The following is a 21,703-nucleotide window of genomic DNA, read 5'->3' on the forward strand; positions in this document are numbered from 1 at the left end:
CGATGAAGGCGACAATGGCAATGATCAGGACAAAGCCGAAGCCGAGGTGGGCGCCGGTGGTCAAACCGGCAACGCCAGCCTGCTGAGCCGAGCCCAAGGCGAGCATTGACGTGGCAATGGCGGTGGCCACGGCCCCGACGATTTGCTGCAGGGTGTTGAGAATGGCACTGCCATCAGCACTCTCGGACCCAGGCAGGGAGTTCAGACCGTAAGTCTGAGCAGGCGACATGGCGAGCGGTGCGCCAATCATCAAAATGATGTGGCCGGCGATGACTCGGGCCAGGCTGCTGTGCGCGTTAGTTGACATCAGGACCACGACGCCGATCATCGCGACGATGAAGCCAATGCGGGTGAGCCACTTGGCCCCGAAGTGGTCGTAAAGGCGACCGGCAACAGCGGACACCGCAGCGTTGACGATGCCGCCGGGCAGCATGGCCAAACCGGTCATTGCGACAGGCAGGCCCATGACGTTTTGCAGGTATTGAGGCAGCAGGTACATCGAGGCGAGAATCACGCCGAAGTCCAGCATGACCAGCAAGGTGCCGGTAGTGAAGGCACGGTTTTTGAATGCCTTTAAGTTCAGCATTGGGGCAGTTTGACTCTGCTGACGGCCGGCGTACATGGCTAATGCGGCGATGCCGACAACCAGCGCCAAGATGACGCGGACGGACAACCAACCAGCGTCACTGGCCATCGAGGTCCCGATGACGATACCACCGAAGCCAATCGTGGATAGCGCAATGGACGCCCAGTCGATGGAAACACTTTTCTGTTCAAAGGCGTTGTCCAGCGCGACGGCAGTCAGGATGAAGCAACCGCCAAGAACGGCACGAGCAGCCAGAAAATGGCGTGCCAGGACGAAACGCCCAGCAGGATCCCAGTGATGGTTGGGCCGATGGCAGGTGCGAACATGATGACCAAAGCGGCCAAGCCCATGACAGTGCCCAGGCGATACGGCGGGAAGATCTGCATCGCGACGGCGAACATCAGCGGCAGCACCAACCCGGTGCCGATCCCCTGCATCATTCTCCCGAATAACAGGACGGGGAAAGTGGGTGCCAAAGCGGCGATGACGGCGCCAATCAGGAAGGCACCAAGGCCGAACAGCACGATCTTCTTAGTGGCGAACCGCTTCGTCAGCATGCTGGATAGCGGCATGCAGATCCCGATGACCAGCATGTAGCCTGTGACCAGCCACTGAACGGTGCCTTGAGTGACATGAAGAGATGCCATCAGGGATGGCAGCGCGATATTCAGTGCGGTTTCTGAGAACATGCCGACGAACGAGCCGATCATGAGGCCCAGCATCGCAACGGCGGGATGTGCAATTTGCACGCGCGCTTTCGGCAGACTTTGAGACATTTCCATAAAATAAAAACTCCTTACCTGAAAAAAATTGCCCTTACCAAACCAACAAAAAAATCCCCACGGCATTGGCATGGGGACTTGGCAGCACCATAATAGGCGGAATGTTGCTGCGATTTGTTCTTTTCGGGCCGAGGCCCAACGTCTGGTTATAATACGCGCAAGCGGCCTCCCAAGTCAAGCATTTTCTGAAAACGGTGGGGCGACAGGTGGTGCCAGAGCACGCTCTGTAGTACAGGTTTCAGGGTCGGAAACTAAAAAAAACTGAGAAATGTTTTAGTAAATATTTTAGTAGTCGAAACGGACCTGCTTCATTTATCAGAATGCCTACATAACAGCAACCAGCTTTGGTAACTTGGACTAGCAATATTTTTTGAATCACCTAGAAATATCTACGAAAACGCTGAATGCGCTTTACTTTTTACCGGCATTCAGTAAAATTGGAGAAAGAGAGGAGGCGTGTGCATGGCAACACTCAAAGATGTCGCCGCGGCAGCCCAGGTTTCCATTACCACCGCCAGTCGGGTGCTGAATCGTGATGAGAGCTTTTCCGTCACGGACCAGACCCGCCAGAACGTCCTGAAGGCCGCTTCGACCTTGGGCTACGCTAGGCCGACGGTGCGCCACAAGAATAGTGGAACGGTCGTGCTCTATCAGTGGTACCCAGATGCCAAGGGCATGAGCACGGATTACTACAGCACGATCCGCCAAGCGGTGGAACAGGAACTCGCTGCCGTTGACTTAGGCGTGGTCCGGTTTTTCCCGGGCGATTCGATGCCGGCACTGTCGCGCTACGATGGGGTGCTGGCGCTGGGCAAGTTTAGTCCCGCTCAGTTGACCAAGCTGACCACCCGCGATCAGCCACTGATCGTCATTGATCAGGACGTGCTTTCCCGTAAACTGTCCTGTGTCGTTCCAGATTTTGAAGGTGGTGTGGCGCAAGTCGTCGCGCACATGGTGCAAAGTGGTGTGCGGCACCCCCTGTTTCTGGCGGGCCAGGAACACGCTAGTGACGGGTTCGCCCTGGCCGATCCGCGCACCCACTTCTTCCCCTTGCAGGCGGTAGCGGCCGGGCTGCCCATTGCGACCACGTTGACTTCTGATTTCACGATGAACGGGGCGTACAAGGTGATCTCGCAGTTTCTCGCCAAGCGTGATCACTGCGCGTTTGACGCCATTTTTTTTCCGCAAACGATGAAATGGGGATCGGCGCGCTGAAGGCCTTGCAGGAGCACGGCATCAAGGTCCCGGAGCAGGTCGCGGTATACGGGTTCAACGATCTGAACATGGGGCGGTTTGTCAGCCCCGCGCTGACTTCGGTGCGCGTGCGCAGCGAGGAACTCGGTGCCGCGGCGGTCCAGCTGTTGCAGGCTAAGCTGGAGGGAACGCTCACTTTTCCGCTGCGCATCACCCCTGAAAGCGAACTGATTGTTCGCGGCAGTACTAATTAATTTGTAGTTTGACCTTAAAGGAGGAAGCAATAATGGATGTAGAGGAACTGAAGACAAAATTTGAAGCGGTGTTTGGTCAGCCAGCCTCGGCCACTTATTTTGCGCCAGGCCGGATCAACCTGATCGGCGAGCACACCGACTACAACGGTGGGCATGTTTTCCCGTGCGCGATCAGCCTTGGGACGTACGCGGCAGTGGCCCAAAATGACGCGGGGGCGCTGCGGCTGTACTCGGGTAATTTTGACCAAGTGGGTATCGTTGAGGTCGCCCTCAGTGACCTCGCAACACCGGCCGACAAGAAGTGGACAGATTACTTCAAGGGCATGGCGCAGCTGCTGCAAAAGAATTATCCAGCCTTCACCCAAGGCCTGGATGTTTACATCTTCGGCAACCTGCCAAACGGCGCCGGCCTGTCGAGCTCGGCTTCCCTCGAGCTGCTGGCAGGGACGATTCTCAAGGATCAGTACGGTTGAAGGAATCCATGCTTGATCTGATCAAGCTGGGCCAGAAGGTTGAAAATGGCTACATTGGCGTCAACTCCGGGATCATGGATCAGTTCGCGATCGGCATGGGTAAGGCGAATCACGCGACTTTGCTGGACACCAACACGCTGGAATACGAATCCGTGCCGCTGGACCTGCAAGACAATGTGATCTTGATCATGAACACCAACAAGCGCCGTGAGCTGGCCGACTCCAAGTACAACGAGCGCCGCAGCGAGTGCGAGGAGGCGTTGCGCCGCCTGCAGACTAAGCTCGACATCAAGACCCTTGGTGACCTGAATGAGGATCAATTCGATCAGGCCAGTTACCTGATTTACGACGGCACCCTGATTCGGCGTGCGCGCCACGCGGTGTTTGAAAACCAGCGGACTATCAAGGCGCAGCTCAGCTCAAGGCCGGCGACCTGGTCGGCTTCGGCCACTTAGTCTCAGCGTCCGGCGTCAGCCTGGCGTATGATTACGAGGTGACCGGCGTTGAGCTCGACACGCTGGTCAAAGAGGCCGTTAAGCAGCCTGGCGTGTTGGGCGCTCGCATGACCGGCGCCGGGTTTGGCGGCTGTGCGATCGCGCTGGTGGCCAAGGACCACGTTGACGCGGTCAAGGCGGCGGTCGGTGCTAAGTACCAAGAGACGATTGGCTACGCGCCATCGTTCTACGTCGCAGAAATTGCTGACGGCCCCAAGCGGTTGGATTAAGGCGCCTGTTCAGGTTTCAGGGAAATAGGAAAGGAAGTTTTGTTGATGACAATTGCAGTTTTAGGTGGGGCCGGTTACATCGGCTCGCACACCGTGGCGCAGCTGGTCAAGGCCGGCGAGGACGTCGTCGTGCTTGATAACTTGATCACCGGCCATCGCCAGGCGGTGGACCCGAAGGCGCGCTTTTACCAAGGCGACATTCGCGACTACAAGTTTCTGAGCAGTGTATTTTCAAAGGAAAAAATTGAGGGCATCATTCACTTCGCGGCTTTTTCCATCGTGCCGGAGTCGATGAAAGATCCGCTCAAGTACTTTGATAACAACACCGGCGGTTTGATCACGCTGCTGGAGGCCATGCACCAATTCGGCATCAATAAGATCGTCTTTTCCTCAACGGCGGCCACGTATGGTGAGCCGAAATCGATTCCCATCAAAGAAACCGATCCGCAGGTCCCGACCAATCCCTACGGCGAGTCCAAGCTGGCCATGGAAAAAAAATTATGCACTGGAGCGACGTTGCGTACGGCATCAAGTTTGTCGCGCTGCGCTACTTCAACGTCGCCGGTGCCATGCCAGACGGCAGCATTGGTGAGGACCACCACCCTGAGACGCACCTGATCCCAATTATTTTGCAGGTCGCGGCAGGGACGCGCACCGGACTGCAGATTTTCGGTGATGATTATCCGACCAAGGACGGCACCAACGTGCGCGATTACGTCCATGTGGTCGATTTGGCCGATGCCACATTCTCGCGCTGAAGTACCTGCGCGAAGAACACGACTCGAACGCCTTTAACCTGGGTTCCGCCACGGGCTTTTCCAACTTGGAGATCCTGAACGCGGCGCGCAAGGTGACCGGCAAGGAAATCCCGGCCACGATTGGGCCGCGGCGGGCCGGGGATCCCAGCACGCTGATTGCGGCGTCTGATAAAGCTCGCGAGATTCTGGGCTGGAAGCCGCAGTACGATGACGTCGAAAAGGTCATCGAAACCGCCTGGAACTGGCACGAAAGTCACCCGAAAGGCTACGGTGACCGGGCATGACAGCAGTCGAGCGCCAGGTTGATTACATTCTCCAGCTGAACACGGCGTACTCCGAGCTGGATCGGACCTTTCTCGTGAATCGAATCCTGAACTTGGTTGGTGATGCCGCCCGCGATTTGCCGGCGCAGGCTGATGCGTTAGCGAACCTCGATCAGCTGGTTGAGGCTGGGATCCAAAGCGGTAGGATCGAAGACCGGCTGAGCGCCCGCCAGATTCTGGAGGCCGAGCTGATGGCCTTGGCCACCCCGACGCCAAGCCAGACCAACGCGGCCTTTTGGCAGAAGTATCAGGCGTCGCCGAAAACGGCCACAGATTGGTTCTACGGTCTGTCACGAGCGAATAACTACATTCAAACCCGTGCGATTGCCAAGAACATCGGCTTCACCACGCGCACGGACTATGGCGACCTGGAGATCACCATCAACCTATCCAAACCAGAAAAGGACCCGAAGGACATCGCTGCGGCAGCTCATGCCAGCGCCACTGCGACTTACCCGGCCTGCCAGCTGTGCATGGAAAATGAGGGGTACGCCGGCCGCAGCGATTATCCGGCGCGGGGCAACCACCGCATCGTTCGTTTCACTTTAGGGGGGCGCACTTGGGGCTTCCAGTACTCGCCGTATGCGTATTTTGGGGAGCACGCGATTTTTCTGGACAGTGTGCATGAGCCGATGAAAATCACGCGCACGACCTTCACGAACCTGCTGGAGATCTTGACGCTGTTCCCGGATTACTTTGTCGGCAGCAATGCCGACCTGCCGATCGTCGGCGGCTCAATGCTGGCGCACGAGCACTATCAGGGCGGCAAGCACGTGTTTGCAATGAACAAAGCTGCCGTGGAGACGCCGTTTAAGCTGACCCAGTGGCCGCAGGTGTCCGCCGGGATCGTGAAGTGGCCAATGAGTGTGATCCGTCTGGAGTCGGCGGACAAGGAGGCGCTGGTTTCAGCGGCCGAGCAGGTTCGTGCGACTTGGGCGGCGTACACCGATGAGTCAGTCGATGTCCGGGCCCAAACAGCAGGTGAGCGTCATCACACAGTGACGCCGATCGCCACGCGCGATGGAGACGTCTTTCGCCTGGATCTAGTGCTGCGGGATAACCAGACCTCGTCTGAATTTCCGGATGGCATTTTTCATCCGCATCAGGACGTTCAGCACATCAAGCGCGAAAATATCGGTTTGATCGAAGTGATGGGCCTAGCCATTTTGCCGGCACGGCTCAAGACCGAACTGGTCGAGGTCAAAAAGTATCTGCTGGACCAGCCCAATCAGATTGCCGCCAGTCACAAGCCCTGGGCGGATCACCTCAAGGAGCAGCAGACCTGGACGCCAGCCAATGCCGATGCCCAGCTTGATGACGCCGTGGGCCACGTGTTTGCGCGGGTGCTGGAAGACGCCGGGGTGTTCAAGCGTGATGCGGCAGGCCGCGCGGCGTTTGGCCGGTTCGTCAAGGCGCTATGACAGGAGGCATGTCATGAGCATTCAAATGCACAAATACGGCACGCTGCGCGGCGAGCCGTTGTATGAGTTCATCCTGACCAACCAGGCGGGAATGGCCGTTCATCTGCTTAACTACGGCGCGACCTTGGCGCGCGTGGTGGTGCCGACTGCACACGGGCCGCTGGATCAGATCCTGACCCTGCCCAGCATTGCCGACTATGCCAAGGAGCGCAACTTCCTGGGCGGGACGGTCGGCCGCGTGGTCGGCCGCTTGCCGGGTCATGTCTGGCACCGTGCGGGTGGGGATGTGACCCTGCTGGCCGGCGAAGGCGACAATGCCATCCACGGCGGTCCGGAAGGGTCGGACACGCAGGTGTTCACCGCCCGTTATCAGGAGAGTGAAACCGGCGACCAGGTGACGTTCACGCTGCTGGATCCGGCCGGCCACAACTGCTTCCCGGGGAATGTCAAAACGACCGTCACCTACACCTTGCATGCGAACAACACGCTGACCTTTGCGCTTCACGCCGTCACCGACGAGGAAACGCTGTACAATCCGACCAATCACGTCTACTTCGCACTGGACGGGCTGACGGCCGGGATTGACGACGCAACGCTGACTTTGGCGGCGGATCATTACGCACCGCTTGACGACCACCACCTGCCCAGCAGCGGCTGGGCGCCTGTGGCCGGGACCCCGTTTGATTTTCGCAGCGGGGCCAAGCTGGGCGACCGAATGCCGCAGGTGCTGGACGAGCAAGGCTTTGACCACCCGTTCCTGATTAAAAAGGCGCAGGCCGTGCTGCTCACGGGTAAGACCGGTCGCAAAATGGCACTGACCACGACGGCGCCGGCGGTGGTCATGTACACCGCCAATCACTTTGACCACAGCGGCATCGCCCACAACATTGGGGCGCACAGCGGCGTGGCGCTGGAGGCGCAGATTGCGCCACCAAGCGGGCAGGACTGGTCCAGCATTACGCTGCTGCCAGGCGAGCCGTATGATCTGGAAACCAGTTGGCGCTTCTTTGAATAACACTAATACCCCTTCGCAGCCGCGAAGGGGTTATTTTTTCATCGCAAAAAAAGTCTTTTCGCAATATGGAATCACTGCGAAAAATTCATAATTTACACCTAATTGGCCGATAATCTAATCTCTGTCGTGAAGACGAAATCATTCAGATTGGAGCATCGACCATGAATTTTATTAAACGTGCATGGCTTAACCTGATTGCCAGAAAGGGCCGCAGTCTATTGCTGATCTTGGTGACCGGGGCCATCATGCTGTTCGTCATGGCAGGCTTGTTGATCAAGTCGGCGGCGAGCCAAGCCGTCGCCAACGCCAAAAGCAGCGTGGGTGCCACCATTACCTTGACCGCCAACCGCCAGGCGGCCTTCAAGAAAATGCGCAGTGGCAGCAGCGGTACCCCCGGTGGGCAGCCAGGGGGTCAGCCCCCCAGCCTGACGCTGACCCCGGTCAAACTAAGCAGCGCAAAAGAAATCGCTAAGCTCGACTATGTTTCCGGCTATAGTGTCGCCGTTTCGGCCTCAGCAAACGCCAAGAATTTTGACGCGATCAGTACCTCCTCTGCCAGCAGCCAAGGCCCAAGCGGCATGACGACCAGCCGTGGTGACATCAGTCTCTCAGGGGTGTCGAGTACCAGCAGTAGTAGCAGCTTTGCTGACGGCACAGATAAGCTCACTAAAGGGCGCGGCCTGAAGACCAGCGACGTTGGCACTAATAACGTCGTGATCGAAAGCGAACTCGCCACGCAAAACAGCCTTAAGGTCGGCGACACGATCACAGTCAAGGCGACAAGCGGGACCAAGAAGACGCATGCCCTGAAAATCGTCGGCATCTATAAGGCGAAGAGCACCGCCACGGCAACCATGGGTCCCGGTGCCAGCGACCCGGCCAACACGATATTTACGAGCTACACGCTGGCCAACACGCTTAAAGGTAGTAAATACCAAGGAACGGCGGATTCGGTGGTCTTCACTGTCAGCACCCCGAGCCAGGTCGCTGCAGTCAAGAAGCAGGCGAGCAAGCTGGTCTCCAGTAAGTACAGTCTGAGCCTGGATGACCAGAACTACCAGATGGTCAAAACCTCAATGAGCAGTGTGACGAGTTTTGCGGACAAGGTCGTTTGGCTGGTCGCAATTGCCGGGACCATCATCCTGGCCTTGATCGTGATTTTGATGATCCGCGAACGGCGCTACGAAATTGGAATCTTAATGGCGATGGGCGAAAGTCGCTTTAAGATCATTGCCCAGTTCTTCGTTGAACTGTTTGTCGTGCTCCTGGTCGGCGTTGGCATTGCGGCCGCTGGGGGTACCTTCGTCGGCAACCGGTTGGCCGCGCAAGTGACAGCCAGTGCGTCGAGCACCAGCACCGGCCAAACCGCGAGCCAAATGCTCGGCGGCAAGGGCGGCGCGCCAAGTGGGCAAGCACCAGCTGGCGGTCCTAGCGGCCAAATGCCTGGGAGCGCACGGACTGGTGCGGCCACACAGCAAAAGCAGACCAAACTGGCGGTCAAGGTGACGGCCAAAGACGTCGCGCTGTTGTTCGGGCTAGGGCTTGCCATCATTTTATTGGCGATTCTGGCTGCGGCTGCGGGCATCTTGCGGCTTCAGCCCAAGATGATTCTGATTCAATAGACTGGAGGGTCAACGATGTTAGAAACTGAGAAGATGACTTACTGGTATACGACCGCATCGGACTACTTGTTCAAGGACGTCGACCTGCGGTTTGAGCCCGGGCGCTCCTATGCTATTGTCGGCCAGTCCGGCACTGGCAAAACCACCATGGTGTCGCTGCTGGCGGGGCTAGACGCGCCCAAGGCCGGGAAGATCAAGATTGCCGGGCAGGACATTGCCAAGATGGGTCTGGGCGCTTATCGAAGGCGGCAAGTCAGTGTCGTTTTTCAAGCGTTCAATCTCTTCACCTACATGTCGGCGCTGGAGAATCTGATGACCGCGATGGCCATCACGAAGTCCAGCCGCCGGGGCGATCAGGAATTTTCCCGGGACATGCTGCGCAGGCTGGGCCTGACGGATGAGCAGATGACCCAGAATGTCCAGCGTCTCTCGGGCGGTCAGCAGCAGCGCGTGGCCATCGCCCGCACGATGGTCTGCGACGCGCCGCTGGTGGTCGCCGATGAGCCACTGGGAACCTGGACGAGGCCAACACGGATGAGGTGATTGCCTTGTTCAACCAAATCGCCCATGAGCAGGGCAAGTGCGTGATCATCGTCACCCATGAACAGCGTGGCCGAGCAGTGCGATGGCGTGCTGCGCCTGGCTCAGCGGACCTTCAGGTGGGAGAAAACGCCCACCGCCGCAGCAGTGTGAGGGGTGAACATAGGAATTAACCTGACAAAAAAAAGCTCAACCCGCTGAGGTTGAGCTTTTTCGCTAGATTTACTTGCGCTCGCTGACGCGCCAGGATTGCGGAATGGCGAAGTCGTAGGTGGTGGTAAGCACCTGGCCATTTTGGCCGGAGCCGGCGAAGAGGAAGGCGGCAAAGGTGTCCTTGTAACGCAGCTCGGTGCGCTTGATAGTCACGTGCGCTTGCCGTGAATTGGTGCGGTGCAGCTTTACATCAGTATTGACGCCGGGCTTTGCCACTGAGACCTTTTTGCTGAGCGGATTCTTGCGGTAGACCACCGCGAGATTTTGCTTGGCGGTGCCGATTGGGACGGTCAGGATTGTGTGATCAGCCGCACCGACGATTTCAGTGGTTTGGGTGAACACTTTGGTGGTCATGCCGAAGCGCGAGGCGTCATTGGCCGCAATGGCGCCGACGCTGGCAATCAGCAAGACGCCGAGCCCCGCGATCCAGATCCGGCGGCGCAGGGAGCGTTGGCCCAGCACCGCGACCAGAAAAAGCGCCAGTGCCGCAACAATTAGGATAACCAGAATCATGAGCGGTCCCCTCCTTGATCAATGGTGTCGTTGGTTAGGCGCAAACTAAGCAGAAACCCGATGGCGGCAAAAATCAGCGACACCACGAAGGCTGCGCGGTAGCCGGCCACGGTCGCAGTTTGCATTTGGCGCGCAAAGGCGATCGGGTTGCTTTTGGCTAAGCCGGCGGTCGGCGTCTGGCCTTTGGTGACCGAGGCCAGTACGGAAACCAGGATCGCGGTGCCAATTGACGCCGCAATCTGGCGCACGGTGTTGTTGACAGCCGTCCCGTGGTTGATCAGGTTGTCCGGCAGGGCGTTCATGCCGCTGGTGGTGACGGGCATGGTGACCATGGTAATACCGAACATCCGGACCGTGTACAGCACCGTCACGAACAGGATAGGCGTATCCGGCGTCAGGGTGATCAGCGGGAACGTGCCGACCAGCAGCAGGAACAGGCCGGTCGTGGCCAGCCGCTTGGCGCCCATGCGGTCAAAAATCCGGCCGGTGATCGGCGACATGATCCCCATCATGATGGCCCCAGGCAGGAGGATCAGCCTGAGTGGAAGGCGCTTTGGCCGCGAATCGTCTGGATGTACATCGGCAGGACCATTTCCACGCCGACCATCGACATGAAGGCGACGGCCGTCAAGATCACGGACAGGGTGTAGGTTTTGCTGGTGAACACGCGCAGCTCCAGCAGCGGTTTGTCCAGGTGCAGCTGGCGGTAGACAAAGGCCGCCACGACCACAATGCCGAGGACCAAGCTGCCGATGACGATCGGGGAGCCCCAGCCGGCATCGCCGACGCTTGAGAAGCCGTACAGCAGCGAGCCAAACCCGATGGTGGACTCAACGACGGATAGCACGTCGATTTTAGGATTCGTCGTGGTCAGCACCTTGCGCATCGAATAGGATGACAAAATGAGCACCAGCGCGGCGATCGGCAGGATGACGGAAAACAGCGAGCGCCACGAGTGGTTGAGCAGGATCCAGCCAGACAGGGTTGGCCCGACCGCCGGTGCCAGGCCGATGACGATGCCAGCCAGACCCATGGCGGAACCCCGTTTGTTTGGCGGGAAGACTGAGTACATGACGGTCTGGAAGGTCGGCGCGGACATGCCGACGCCCATCGCCTGAATCAGCCGGCCTGTCAGCAGCATCGGGAAACTGACCGCGAAGCGCGAGATCAAGGTGCCGACGAAAAAGATTGAAATGGCGGTCATGTACAGGTACTTCACGTTGAATTTGCTGAGTAACCACGCCGAAACGGGGATCATGATCCCCATCACGAGCATGAACCCGGTGGTTAACCATTGGACGGCCGACGCGTTGATGTGGAAAGTTTTCATCAGCGTGGGAAAGGCCGTGGTCAGGATCGTCTGCGTCAGGAACGTCGTAAACGTCCCAATCAGCATGGTGACAACGAGCAAGTTTCGATTGTAAGGCTTGCCGTTGACGTCTGTGGGCTGAGTCATGTAATTTTCATTCCCTTCAATAATTAAAATTGCAATTAATAAGTCTATCACTAATTAATGGTAAGTTACAACTCTTACGTATGGAAAGCTGATTGCCGACCGCACGCGGTCCCTACCTCAGAGGACAAAAAAATAGGCCTGAGCCCAGGTCTATCCGCTTTTCTGAAACTTAAACTGGTAATTCTTCATCTTCACCGTCGCCGTCAACGTCCATGGCCTTCGGAATCTCCGGCCCCACTGTGACGTTGAACCAGTTGGCAAAGCCGCGGCTATAATCCGTGACAGTGAGATTGAACCGGTCCAGCACCACTGAATCATTGAGCTTGAGGTCGGGGTAATCTTCCATCAAAAAGCCCGCGATAGTGACGATGTTGGCATTTTCAAACTGCTTGAGATCAACGTGGAAGAACCGCTCAAAGTCGTACAGCGTCGTTTTGCCAGACACCTTGAAGACGTTTGCCTGGCCTGTTTTGATGATGTACTCGTCGGACACGTCATCGATCTCGTCCTTGACGGTCCCAAACAGTTCCTCGTAGATATCCTTATCAGTGACGATGCCGCTGGTGCCGCCGTACTCGTCAACGACCACGACAATTGGGGTCTGTTTTTTTGATCATCTGCTGCAGGATCGAGTTGATTGGCGTCGCTTCAGGCACCGTGACCATGGCGCGCAGGAGCTTGGACACGTGAACCGTGTCGTCCACTTGCGCTTGTTTGACGAGGTCGTAGATGTAGACGTACCCGAGCACCTTATCCTTGTCGCCGTCAGCCACGACCGGGAAGCGAGAGTAACCCTCTTGCAGGTAGTCGCGAATGACCTCGTGCACGGTCGCGTTGATATCGATCACGACCAGACTGGTGCGATCCACCATAATGTCGTGCGCGGTTTTGTCGTTGAGATCAAAGGCCCGCTGCATATAGGTGACATCGTTTTGCTCCATGTCGCCGTTATCAATGGCGGCCTTGGACAGGTTCAGGATTTCGGCTTGGCTGAAGGCCTCGTTGCTTTCATCGGCCGGTTTCATGCCCATCAGGCGCACCAGCCCGTTAGCGCTGACGTTCAGCAGCCACACGAACGGGTAGAAGATGCTGTGAAAATAGTGTAGTGGGGTGACGACGATCATCAGGACCTTGACGGGAATATCGATCGCGATGTTTTTCGGCACGATTTCCGTGATCACGACTTCTAGGTACGTCAGCACAATGACCCCGAGCACGGCGCCAATCGCGTGGAGACTCCCGTTAGGCAGTGCCAGATGCGTCATTTTCATGACGTCGATCAGCAAAAAGGTGACAAAATCTTCCCCGATCCAGCCGAGGATGATGCCGCAGACTGAGGTGCCGACCTGCGTGGTGGATAGATATTCATTCAGTCGCTGGACCATGCGCAGCGCGCGCTGCAATTTTTTTTGCGATTGCCCTGACCCTTGTCGATCATGTCTTCCAACGCGCTTGGCCGACTTTGGACCAGCGCAAACTCCGCTGCCACGAAAAAAATGGCAAACACAAACGTAATGACTAACACAACTAGATTAGAGGCAACTTGGCCACCATCCATTGATTCGATTCCTCATTTCTTGGTATTCTTTGAGACTATTGTAGCATTATACACGTACCAGTGAGTTATGCTAGCAAAAGAGGGGAGTGATTCTCGTGGACCAAATCACCATGGTACGAAAAAGCGTGGCAGCGTATCAGCAGGATCCGGTTAAACCGCAAGGCGAGCTGATTTCGGAACGGCTGCCGGAAACGCCAGCCAAGGGCAAAACTTCGCCGCAGTGGCAGGTGATCAACGAGGACGTGGTCAAAACCATGGCTCGCCTGAGCGGTCACATCGGCGTGATGAACTTTGCCAGTCCGACGACGCCCGGCGGTGGGGTCGAGTACGGCGCCCACGCCCAAGAGGAAAGCATCGCCAAGTGCACCTACCTGCTGCCTGTGCTGCAGCAGTTCGAGCAGTCGTATTACCAGCCAACCGACTAGATGCCAATAGGGGCCTGTTCAGCAGTGCGTTGATTTACGCCGCCCGCGTGCGGCAGGTGTTTGATGACGCCAGCCGCGAGCTCACTGACCATTATGTCGATGTTGCGACCGTGGCGGCACCAAATCGCAGCGCGTATCCTGGCTTGACCGACGCGGATACCACCCCGGACATTACCCTTAAAATCAGCCAGACGCTGCGGGCGTTCAAGACGCACGGCGCTGATCACCTGATTTTAGGCGCGTTTGGCAGTGGGGTATTCGGCAATCCGCTGCCCCAAGTTGCCACGATTTTTCGCCAGCAGCTGCTGCGGCCTGAATTTAATGGGGCCTTTCCAGAAATTGTTTTCTCGATCTATGACCCGGACGGCGGCCGCGTGCAGGTGTTTGAGGAAACCTTGGCTGGGTGGCACGACTAAAAAAGTGCCTCCCGCGATGCGGAAAGCACTGACTGGTTAAACTAGCCACGATTGCGCCGCCACTTAGATGCCGGCGGCGTGATTTTGGCGCGATGGGCGACCACGACAAACAGTTTCGTGCCGGTGGGCTGCTGACTGGGCGCAAAGCATTCACTGACGGTGATCAAGCTGGATAAGTTTGCCTTGACCTGGCTGGCATCGGCGGCGCCAGTGACGGCGAGGACCATCTCGCCGCTTGGCCGCAGCAGCTTGGCCAGGTGATGAGTGCTTTGGCGCAGATCTTCTGCCGGAAAGGCAAAGGGGCCGATAATCACGTCGTAGGGCCCGGTCAAAAGATCGAAGCGCCGGTCCGGCATGATGCGGTAGCGTAGACGATCAGAGCTCGCAACGGCGCGCGCGGCACTGATTGCATTGCGGTCGCGGTCCACACCCAGCACCGCAATCGCACCGGCGTTGATGGCAGCGCGGCAGAAGGCGCCGTCGCCAGAGTGAATCGCAAGGACCCGCTTGCCTTCAAGGTCAGGCGCTTTTTGCGCAAGCACGGGCCACAGCGGCTGGTTGCTGCTCGTCGGCAAGGCGCCTTCAGCAGGTTTCATGGTGGGATAAGGTTCCATATTTGCACAACCTTTCGCTACTATTATACGAGAACTGACCTTAGGGTGCCAGGCTGGCAGTTAGAGATAGCTGAGGTCGTTTTTCGTCAGGTCGGCGTAGCTTTCGCGGCGCACAACGAGTTTGGCCTGGCCATTTTCGGCGAACACGACGGCAGGGCGCGGGTTGCGGTTGTAATTGGAGGCCATTGAGTAGCCGTATGCGCCAGTGGCCAGCACTGCGACCACGGCGCCAGCTTCTAAGTGGGGCAACTTGGCCTGATCGATCAAAATATCGCCCGACTCGCAGTACTTGCCGACCAGCCGCACCGTTTCTGTTGCTTCGGCGTGCGGGTCGGCGGCCGGCACCGCCTGGTAGTCGGCCTGGTAAAGCGCCGGGCGAATGTTGTCGCCCATCCCGCCATCCACGGCAACAAACGGCTTGAGTCCTGGCACGTCCTTGCGACTGCCAACGGTGTAGAGTTGGTAGCCGGCAGGGCCGACAATCGAACGGCCGGGTTCGATCCAAATCGCCGGGGTGGCAAACGGCAGGTCGGCCGCTGCAATGGTATCAAGGATGGCGGCAACAAAATCTTCCGCGGGCAGCGGGTCATCACTGTCGGTGTACGCAATCCCAAAGCCGCCGCCAAGGTTCAGAACCGTAGGCGTGAAATCGAGGGTCTCGTGCCAGTCGGTCAAGATGGCGAGCAGGCGCTTTGCCGCTGCCACAAACCCCTTGACCGCAAAAATTTGGCTGCCAATGTGGGCGTGGATGCCCAGCAGGTGCAGCTGCGGATCGGCCAGCACGCGGGTGGCTGCGGCCTTGGCCTGGCCGGAGTCGACATCAAAGCCAAACTTGCTGTCGGTTTGCCCTGTTTGGTCATACGCGTGCGTGTGGGCGGAAATTCCCGGCGTCACGCGCAGCAGGACGTCTTGGGTCCGGGCCGGCTGCTGCTTGAGCAGATCGGCCAGCAGGTCAAGCTCATGGAAGTTATCGATGATGATGGTGCCGACGTGCGCCGCTAGCGCCTGCTGAAGTTCTGCTTCGCTTTTGTTGTTGCCGTGAAAAGACACATGGGCCATTGGAAACTGCGCGGCCTGGGCCGTGTACAGTTCACCGCCGGAGACTACGTCCACATGGGCGTGCTCCTGGGCGGCGACTTGGTACATCGCGACTGTGGCGAAAGCTTGCTGGCATAACTGATCGCGTACTTGGCGTGGTGCGCCTTGAAAACCTTGGCAAACGCGCGAAATTGCGCGCGGATCGCCGCGACGTCGTACACGTAGGCCGGCGTTCCAAATTGCTGGGCCAGCGTCAATGCGTCGCAGCCTCCAATCACCAAGTGACCTGCCGCATTCGTTTCAATCTTCATGACAATGCCTCCCGAAGTCAGTTTAAGCAAAGTCTAGCCTTTGCCAGTCGGCTGGTCAATCATCGATGGCAAGCCGCATGCGCTTGTGCTACAATTTAGCCACTTATTATGAGGAGGCTTTCGAATGGCTGAATTGCGCCGCGTCCACGGCTCGGAAAACACTTTTTTTCTATTGGATCAAACCACGCTTGAGCACCAATTATCACGCGCGGAATTGGTGACGCTGACCAAACGGCTGAGCAGCCGGGAGACCGGACTGCTCGGTGGGGCGGACGGTATGCTGATCGTCGACGACGCGGCAGGCGCTGTGGGCCGCATGACCGTCATCAACGCGGATGGTAGTCTAGCCAAGATGTGTGGCAATGGGCTGCGGACCGTTGCGCGCTACCTCAGTGAGAAGACTGGCCAGCAGCAGTTCACCGTTCAAACCGAAGAGGCGGCGCTGCGGGTGCGCCATGTGGCAGATTTTGCTGCCGGCGTGCCAGGCTTTTCGGTGGAGATCTCCCCAGTCAGCTTTGCCTCCAGCGCTTTGCCGTTTGCCGCGTTGGGCACGGATAAAATCGTTGACCAGGTGCTGCCGGCACTAGACCCAGCGTTGCGCTTCACGGCGGTGGCGGTGCCGAACCCGCACCTGATCGCGTTCGTCTCTGAAGCTGAACTTAATGGAGAAAAGATCGGGGCGCTGGGCAAAAAGCTTAACGCGCCCAACCCGTACTTCCCAGAAGGGGTCAACGTCACGTTTGCCGCCATCGAAGGGGCGCACACCTTGTTCGCGCGCACGTATGAGCGTGGGGTCGGCTTCACCAATGCGTGCGGTACCGGGATGGCGGCCACCAGCCTCGCCTTTGTGCTGACGCACCCTGAGGCCGCTGCACTGGATCAACTCAACACGGTTTACAATCCGGGCGGCGTGGTCCAAACCAACGTGCACGGCAGCGGGGCCGATTACTGGATCGAGCTGATCGGTAACGCGACGACGACCCACCTGATCGATGTGCCGGAAACCGCGTTGCACCAGGGCCGGTTTGGCGGCGCCCAAATCGCCGAAACCGGCGAGGAGGCCGCCTACCAGCGATTTGTGGCGACCTTGCCTTACCGCGACGTCATCGCCGCAATCTAAGCTTAGCTAAAAAAAACGCCCCGGTTCAGTTTTTCGCTGAACCGGGGCGTTTGCGTCTGGCTAGTCCACAAAGACGAGCTGGAACTCATTGTTCTTAGTATCAATGTTGACGGCCACGTGGCGATTGAGGTCTTGAACCATGTTGCGCGCGAAGTTCATTTTATCCTCAAAATCCTTGTAGGCCTTAGTTTCCGGAATACTTGTGTAGTCAAAGTTTTCGCCGATAAAGGCGGGGTCCGTGACAAAGCGCAGGTTGTTCTGGTCGTGGCGACTGCCTGGCTTCAGGACGCTGTCAATGTAGTGGAAAAGCGTCGTCGGCGCAAAGTTCAGCGGCTTGTCGAGCTCCGTTTGAATCGTGAAGTTCGGCGCGTCATCGACCAGCGAGTCGTTCACCTGCACCTGGTCAATCCTTGGTATAGTTTCATAAGCGCACACTCCTTTCCGCTTTGGGTCTATTATAACGCACATGGGTCAAGACAGGTTTGCACATCACTTCAGGTACAAGGCGCGCAAATCGCGACGTTCGGCGTCGCTTAACGTGAGCTCGTTTTTCAGGTAGTTCGGCAGGTTGCCGTATTCCCGGTTTATGGTGTTAAGCGCGGAGTCCAGGTACTCGTTGGCCACGCCGCCCAGGGACCGGTACGACGATTGCAGCGCTGGTGAGCCGCCCGCCTGAATCACCTCGTCCACCATCCGCTGGCCTTCCGCCACTAGGTAAAGATTCGAAGCCAAATAGTCCTGGCGAATCGTGATGGGATCGACGCCGAGCGCGGTCAGCAGGTACACCGCGCCCATGCCGGTGCGGTCCTTGCCGGCGCTGCAGTGAAACAGGACCGCGCCGTCACTGCCTTGGCTTAAAAGCACATCGAAAAACTGGCGGTACGCTTTTTTTGCGCTGGGCTGCACCACGATGCTGGCGTACGTGTTGACCATGCTGCGAAAGCCGGCGAGCGGGTCCTTGGCCAGCTCGGTGTGGCGCGCTTCTTCCGCCTCTTCGGTGACCTTGGTTTCATCAGTGGGGAAAACCGGATCGAACAGGTCCTGCGCGCCGGCGGGAACCTGGTCAGGGGCATCGGCGCGTTCCTGGGGCGAGCGGAAGTCGACGATGGCTTGCAGCCCGTAATCCGTCAGATAGGTCAGATCAGTTGCGGAAAGCTCATTGAGTCGGCCCGACCGCAGCAGGCGGTGGGTGCGCACCGTTTGGCCGGCCTTCGTCTTGTAGCCGCCGAGGTCGCGAAAATTAAAGCCGTGGTGAATGGGAAGAACGATGGGTGTCACGATAAAACCTCCTTGATGGATTCGGTTTCAGTATACCGAAGGCGGCCAAAATAAAAAAAGCCGCCTGGACAGGCGACTTTGTGACGCGCTTAGTCCTGCTCCGCCGCACTGCCGATGATCATACCGGCGGTGAAGGAAGCCACTAAGTCTTTTTTGGTCTGCGGCAAGCGAGAGCCGTTGTACGTCAGTATCGTGTTGTCTGCAAGCAGATCTTCAACGCGGATCACATTGTACTCATCAAGGTCGATCGCATCGCGATTGGTCGCGTACTTGTCCGGGTAGGCAAGTGCGAGGATATTGTTCGCGTCCGTGTTGTAGTACTCCGCAAGCTTGCGGATACTGCGTTCACTGGGAATCGTTTGATCGTTTTCCCACTTGGTAAAGCTGGCCGGGGAGGTGTGCGTGGCCTTAGCGACTTCAACGATGGACTCGCCGCGGCCCTTGCGAATCTGACGCAAGGCACTGCCAACTGTTTCTGTCATATTTTCACCACATTCCTATAAGTTAGAATCACTAAACCAATTGAAATCGGTTCACCGTTCAATTTAGCTTTTTTACTGGGAAAATGCAATTATTCGCGGGCGTTTTTATCGATTTTTTTATTGTCAACATTCAATAGAAACCCTTTGCAAATCTGAAAGCCCCTGTTAGACGATTTTTTTACTCTTAAAAAAAAGCTTATCTGTGGTCTGCGAAAGCGTCTGCCGCCGTGATGCTTCTGCTTGTTTTTAACGGGCTGATGATTTACGCTTGAAGAAAGAGAGGGTGTGATCACATGGATCAAGAATATACCACGATACTGGTTCCAGTTGATGGCTCCGACGAGGCTGAGCTGGCATTCAGCAAGGCGGTCAAGGTCGCACAGACCAACCACGCCCACCTGGACATCTTGAACGTCCTTGACACGAAGCAGTTTATTGGCGGTTACGGCGGCATGATTTCAGGCGATGCGATTTATCAGCTGACCCAGGATGCGCAAAAGTATCTGGAGGCTTGCAGGAGCGGGCCGAGAAGGCCGGACTGGCCGACGTGGCGATTCACGTGCGCTTCGGCAATCCGAAAAATGTCATCGCGACTGATTTTCCGCACGATCACAAGACTGATTTGATCATGATCGGCGCCACGGGGCTGAATGCGGTCGAACGCGTGCTGGTGGGCTCGGTCACCGAGTACGTCAACCGCACCGCGCCATGTGATGTGCTGATCGTCAAAACTGAAGCTTAGTCAATCACTGAGGGTCTCGCTGCGGCGGGGCTTTTTTAGGTGGGCCAGTCTGTGTTTGACGACAGCTGGCCCTTTTTTGGTCAGGCCTTGGAAAACTGCTTTTTGGCCGCGTAATCTACCTGCGGAGGTGCTAATATGGAAGAATCAGTTTGGTGGGCCAAAAGCCCGGTGCTAAAAGACTATCACGATCATGAATGGGGCGTGCCCAAGCACAACGAACGCCAGCTGTTCGAGCTGCTCAGCCTGGAAAGCCTGCAAATTGGCTGAATTGGGAGCTGGTGCTGAACAAGCGCGCCGCGTTTAACGAGGTGTTTCACGACTTTGATATTGAGGCCGTTGCGCATATGACGGATGCAGACATCTTGCCGCTCATGGCAGACGCGCGGCTCATCCGCAATCGGCGCAAGCTCGCGTCGATCCCGCACAACGCCCGCGCGGTTCAGCAGATCCAACAAGAGTTCGGCAGCTTTGCGGCGTATGTGTGGCACTTTACCGACGGCAAGCAGCTGGTCAATAAGCCGCGCCGCTGGGCCGATGTGCCGGCGTACACGGACCTGTCGACAGCGGTCGCCAAGGACATGAAAAAACGCGGCATCACCATGATCGGGCCGACCACGGCGTACAGCTTCCTGCAGGGGGCTGGAGTGATCGACGACCATCTGGCCTGACTGAAAAATTAATTTCTGGTAGGACAATCATGCACAATAAACGGTTACTAGGGTTAGGACTGGCGATTTTTGGCTCGTGCCTGTGGGGCGTGTCAGGGCCGGCCAGTGAAGTGCTATTTCAACAAGGAACGGACGTGGCCTGGCTGATTTCGGCTAAGATGCTGATCGCCGGTATTTTAACGATGGCATTTGCCTGGCTGCGTGAGGGCAAGCAAATTTTTGCCCCGTGGCAGAACAAACATGACGCCTGGCAGATGACGATTTTTATCCTGTTTGGCATGATCACGATGCAGTTCATTTACTTTAAGGCCGTGGAAGTGGCCAACGCACCGACTGCCACCACGCTGCAGTATTTGTCGCCGGTTGTGATCCTTTTGATCCTGGCCGTGCAGACGCGCCAGCTGCCGCGCCGCATTGACGTGCTGGTGATCGCCATGGCCATGTTTGGCACGCTGCTGGTGGTCACGAAGGGCCACCTGACGACACTGGCGATTTCGCCGAGCGCGCTGATGTGGGGCCTGGGGGCAGCGCTGGCCGCGGCACTTTACACGCTGCTGCCGGCGGGGCTGCTTGCGCACTACTCGCCGCTGGTCGTGGTCGGCTGGGCGCAGCTGATTGGTGGGCTGCTGATGACGCTCTATCGGCCGCTGTGGATCGGCGTCCCGCACCTGAACGGCCTGGGCTGGGGTGCGTTCGGGTTTGTCGTCATTTTTGGGACGCTGATCGCGTATCTGGCGTATCTCGCCAGCCTAAGGTACATTTCGGCGACGGCGGCGGGGCTGCTAGACGCCTTCGAACCCATTGGCGCCACCATCACCTCAGTGCTGTTTTTACACTTGCACCTCGGGTTTGCCGAGCTGCTGGGCACGGCGGTGATTATCGGGACGGTGTTCTTGATGGCGGCGACAGGCCCCAAGGCACCCAAGACGGTCAAGCCGCGTGACCCCGCGGCATGATTTTGGCTTTGCGAGTTTGCGCAAATTGGTTTGGTGCAGTACAGTGGCCGAACTGACTTGCGCTTTTTGCTTGTGAAAAATTTAACGCTTATCTGTTGCACTGCTCGGCCTGGGGGTGTACAACTGAGTCCATGAGGTGTCACGACACCTTTTTTTATTTAGCAGAATAAAAGTCGATTTGACTAAAAAGCAAAGATTGAGGGCAACGGGTAATGAAGAAA

At 57.4% G+C, this 21,703-nt stretch carries 13 protein-coding genes and 10 pseudogenes; 13 read left to right on the forward strand and 10 right to left on the reverse strand.

Going from position 1 to position 21,703, the window contains the following annotated elements:
• A pseudogene (locus JCM13995_RS17450) lies at nucleotides 1-1,368 on the reverse strand (DHA2 family efflux MFS transporter permease subunit); the annotation flags it as partial.
• Between the two features lie 462 nt (nucleotides 1,369-1,830).
• On the opposite strand from JCM13995_RS17450, the gene JCM13995_RS02485 reads away from it, so the two are divergent.
• From JCM13995_RS02485 to JCM13995_RS02520, 8 genes and pseudogenes are all read left to right on the forward strand, one after another.
• Nucleotides 1,831-2,583 carry a LacI family DNA-binding transcriptional regulator gene (locus JCM13995_RS02485; RefSeq protein ID WP_054662136.1) on the forward strand — a complete coding sequence of 251 codons (753 nt, stop codon included), beginning with the start codon at nucleotides 1,831-1,833 and terminating at the stop codon, nucleotides 2,581-2,583.
• Nucleotides 2,565-2,816: a substrate-binding domain-containing protein gene (locus tag JCM13995_RS02490; protein WP_054662139.1), complete on the forward strand. Its 252-nt coding sequence runs from the start codon at nucleotides 2,565-2,567 to the stop codon at nucleotides 2,814-2,816. Before JCM13995_RS02485 ends, JCM13995_RS02490 begins: the two co-directional genes overlap by 19 nt.
• Before the next feature lie 32 nt (nucleotides 2,817-2,848).
• Nucleotides 2,849-4,013: pseudogene (locus JCM13995_RS02495) on the forward strand (galactokinase).
• Between the two features lie 45 nt (nucleotides 4,014-4,058).
• Nucleotides 4,059-5,055, forward strand: a pseudogene (galE, locus tag JCM13995_RS02500) (UDP-glucose 4-epimerase GalE).
• The gene (locus tag JCM13995_RS02505) at nucleotides 5,052-6,515 is read left to right on the forward strand and encodes a UDP-glucose--hexose-1-phosphate uridylyltransferase (RefSeq protein ID WP_054662142.1); all 1,464 of its coding nucleotides are present in this window, start codon (nucleotides 5,052-5,054) and stop codon (nucleotides 6,513-6,515) included. Before galE ends, JCM13995_RS02505 begins: the two are co-directional and overlap by 4 nt.
• A 13-nt stretch (nucleotides 6,516-6,528) precedes the next feature.
• Nucleotides 6,529-7,530, forward strand: coding sequence for an aldose epimerase family protein (locus JCM13995_RS02510; protein WP_054662145.1), 1,002 nt, complete (start codon nucleotides 6,529-6,531; stop codon nucleotides 7,528-7,530).
• A 161-nt stretch (nucleotides 7,531-7,691) separates the two neighbouring features.
• Nucleotides 7,692-9,152 carry an ABC transporter permease gene (locus tag JCM13995_RS02515; RefSeq protein ID WP_054662148.1) on the forward strand — a complete coding sequence of 487 codons (1,461 nt, stop codon included), beginning with the start codon at nucleotides 7,692-7,694 and terminating at the stop codon, nucleotides 9,150-9,152.
• A gap of 15 nt (nucleotides 9,153-9,167) precedes the next feature.
• Nucleotides 9,168-9,845 (forward strand): annotated as a pseudogene (locus JCM13995_RS02520) (ABC transporter ATP-binding protein).
• Nucleotides 9,846-9,914: 69 nt separating this feature from the next.
• Here the strand turns inward: JCM13995_RS02520 and JCM13995_RS02525 are convergent.
• The 3 genes and pseudogenes from JCM13995_RS02525 to JCM13995_RS02535 all read right to left on the reverse strand — a co-directional run bounded on the left by JCM13995_RS02525 (nucleotide 9,915) and on the right by JCM13995_RS02535 (nucleotide 13,432).
• A complete protein-coding gene (locus JCM13995_RS02525; RefSeq protein WP_054662151.1) occupies nucleotides 9,915-10,418 on the reverse strand; it encodes a DUF4811 domain-containing protein in 504 nt (167 codons plus the stop codon).
• Nucleotides 10,415-11,874, reverse strand: a pseudogene (locus tag JCM13995_RS02530) (MDR family MFS transporter). Before JCM13995_RS02530 ends, JCM13995_RS02525 begins: the two are co-directional and overlap by 4 nt.
• Nucleotides 11,875-12,043: 169 nt before the next feature.
• Nucleotides 12,044-13,432: pseudogene (locus JCM13995_RS02535) on the reverse strand (hemolysin family protein).
• Nucleotides 13,433-13,527: 95 nt separating this feature from the next.
• On the opposite strand from JCM13995_RS02535, the pseudogene JCM13995_RS17455 reads away from it, so the two are divergent.
• Nucleotides 13,528-14,273: pseudogene (locus JCM13995_RS17455) on the forward strand (TIGR02452 family protein).
• Between the two features lie 41 nt (nucleotides 14,274-14,314).
• On the opposite strand, the gene JCM13995_RS02545 reads toward JCM13995_RS17455, so the two are convergent.
• Nucleotides 14,315-14,887, reverse strand: coding sequence for a class I SAM-dependent methyltransferase (locus tag JCM13995_RS02545; RefSeq protein ID WP_054662154.1), 573 nt, complete (start codon nucleotides 14,885-14,887; stop codon nucleotides 14,315-14,317).
• 60 nt (nucleotides 14,888-14,947) lie between these two features.
• Nucleotides 14,948-16,192, reverse strand: coding sequence for a diaminopimelate decarboxylase (gene lysA / locus JCM13995_RS02550; RefSeq protein WP_369385587.1), 1,245 nt, complete (start codon nucleotides 16,190-16,192; stop codon nucleotides 14,948-14,950).
• A gap of 168 nt (nucleotides 16,193-16,360) precedes the next feature.
• Here lysA and dapF point away from each other — a divergent pair, with 168 nt between their 5' ends.
• Nucleotides 16,361-17,356 (forward strand): diaminopimelate epimerase, encoded by a 996-nt coding sequence (gene dapF / locus JCM13995_RS02555; RefSeq protein ID WP_054662156.1) that lies wholly within the window; start codon nucleotides 16,361-16,363, stop codon nucleotides 17,354-17,356.
• 60 nt (nucleotides 17,357-17,416) lie between these two features.
• Here dapF and JCM13995_RS02560 read toward each other — a convergent pair.
• The 4 genes and pseudogenes from JCM13995_RS02560 to JCM13995_RS14840 form a co-directional block, all read right to left on the reverse strand.
• Nucleotides 17,417-17,781: pseudogene (locus JCM13995_RS02560) on the reverse strand (hypothetical protein).
• A 64-nt stretch (nucleotides 17,782-17,845) separates the two neighbouring features.
• The gene (locus JCM13995_RS02565; protein WP_054662159.1) at nucleotides 17,846-18,634 is read right to left on the reverse strand and encodes a tyrosine-protein phosphatase; all 789 of its coding nucleotides are present in this window, start codon (nucleotides 18,632-18,634) and stop codon (nucleotides 17,846-17,848) included.
• Nucleotides 18,635-18,723: 89 nt separating this feature from the next.
• The gene (locus JCM13995_RS02570) at nucleotides 18,724-19,116 is read right to left on the reverse strand and encodes a helix-turn-helix domain-containing protein (protein WP_054662162.1); all 393 of its coding nucleotides are present in this window, start codon (nucleotides 19,114-19,116) and stop codon (nucleotides 18,724-18,726) included.
• 89 nt (nucleotides 19,117-19,205) lie between these two features.
• Nucleotides 19,206-19,514 (reverse strand): hypothetical protein, encoded by a 309-nt coding sequence (locus JCM13995_RS14840; protein ID WP_162230897.1) that lies wholly within the window; start codon nucleotides 19,512-19,514, stop codon nucleotides 19,206-19,208.
• On the opposite strand from JCM13995_RS14840, the pseudogene JCM13995_RS02575 reads away from it, so the two are divergent.
• The 3 genes and pseudogenes from JCM13995_RS02575 to JCM13995_RS02585 all read left to right on the forward strand — a co-directional run bounded on the left by JCM13995_RS02575 (nucleotide 19,410) and on the right by JCM13995_RS02585 (nucleotide 21,482).
• Nucleotides 19,410-19,858: pseudogene (locus JCM13995_RS02575) on the forward strand (universal stress protein). The gene JCM13995_RS14840 and the pseudogene JCM13995_RS02575 overlap by 105 nt on opposite strands.
• Before the next feature lie 135 nt (nucleotides 19,859-19,993).
• Nucleotides 19,994-20,526: pseudogene (locus tag JCM13995_RS02580) on the forward strand (DNA-3-methyladenine glycosylase I).
• Nucleotides 20,527-20,555: 29 nt separating this feature from the next.
• Nucleotides 20,556-21,482, forward strand: coding sequence for a DMT family transporter (locus JCM13995_RS02585; RefSeq protein ID WP_054662165.1), 927 nt, complete (start codon nucleotides 20,556-20,558; stop codon nucleotides 21,480-21,482).
• Nucleotides 21,483-21,703 lie beyond the last annotated feature (221 nt).

It is taken from the genome of Lacticaseibacillus camelliae DSM 22697 = JCM 13995, from assembly GCF_001311195.1.
Classification (GTDB): Bacteria; Bacillota; Bacilli; order Lactobacillales; family Lactobacillaceae; genus Lacticaseibacillus; species Lacticaseibacillus camelliae.

Bases quoted from the DNA above. Each gene is read 5' to 3' on its own strand.
- JCM13995_RS02485 (WP_054662136.1), top strand. From the start codon at position 1,831: ATGGCAACACTCAAAGATGTCGCCGCGGCAGCCCAGGTTTCCATTACC.
- JCM13995_RS02490 (WP_054662139.1), top strand. From the start codon at position 2,565: ATGGGGATCGGCGCGCTGAAGGCCTTGCAGGAGCACGGCATCAAGGTC.
- JCM13995_RS02505 (WP_054662142.1), top strand. From the start codon at position 5,052: ATGACAGCAGTCGAGCGCCAGGTTGATTACATTCTCCAGCTGAACACG.
- JCM13995_RS02510 (WP_054662145.1), top strand. From the start codon at position 6,529: ATGAGCATTCAAATGCACAAATACGGCACGCTGCGCGGCGAGCCGTTG.
- JCM13995_RS02515 (WP_054662148.1), top strand. From the start codon at position 7,692: ATGAATTTTATTAAACGTGCATGGCTTAACCTGATTGCCAGAAAGGGC.
- JCM13995_RS02525 (WP_054662151.1), bottom strand. From the start codon at position 10,418: ATGATTCTGGTTATCCTAATTGTTGCGGCACTGGCGCTTTTTCTGGTC.
- JCM13995_RS02545 (WP_054662154.1), bottom strand. From the start codon at position 14,887: ATGGAACCTTATCCCACCATGAAACCTGCTGAAGGCGCCTTGCCGACG.
- dapF (WP_054662156.1), top strand. From the start codon at position 16,361: ATGGCTGAATTGCGCCGCGTCCACGGCTCGGAAAACACTTTTTTTCTA.
- JCM13995_RS02570 (WP_054662162.1), bottom strand. From the start codon at position 19,116: ATGACAGAAACAGTTGGCAGTGCCTTGCGTCAGATTCGCAAGGGCCGC.
- JCM13995_RS02585 (WP_054662165.1), top strand. From the start codon at position 20,556: ATGCACAATAAACGGTTACTAGGGTTAGGACTGGCGATTTTTGGCTCG.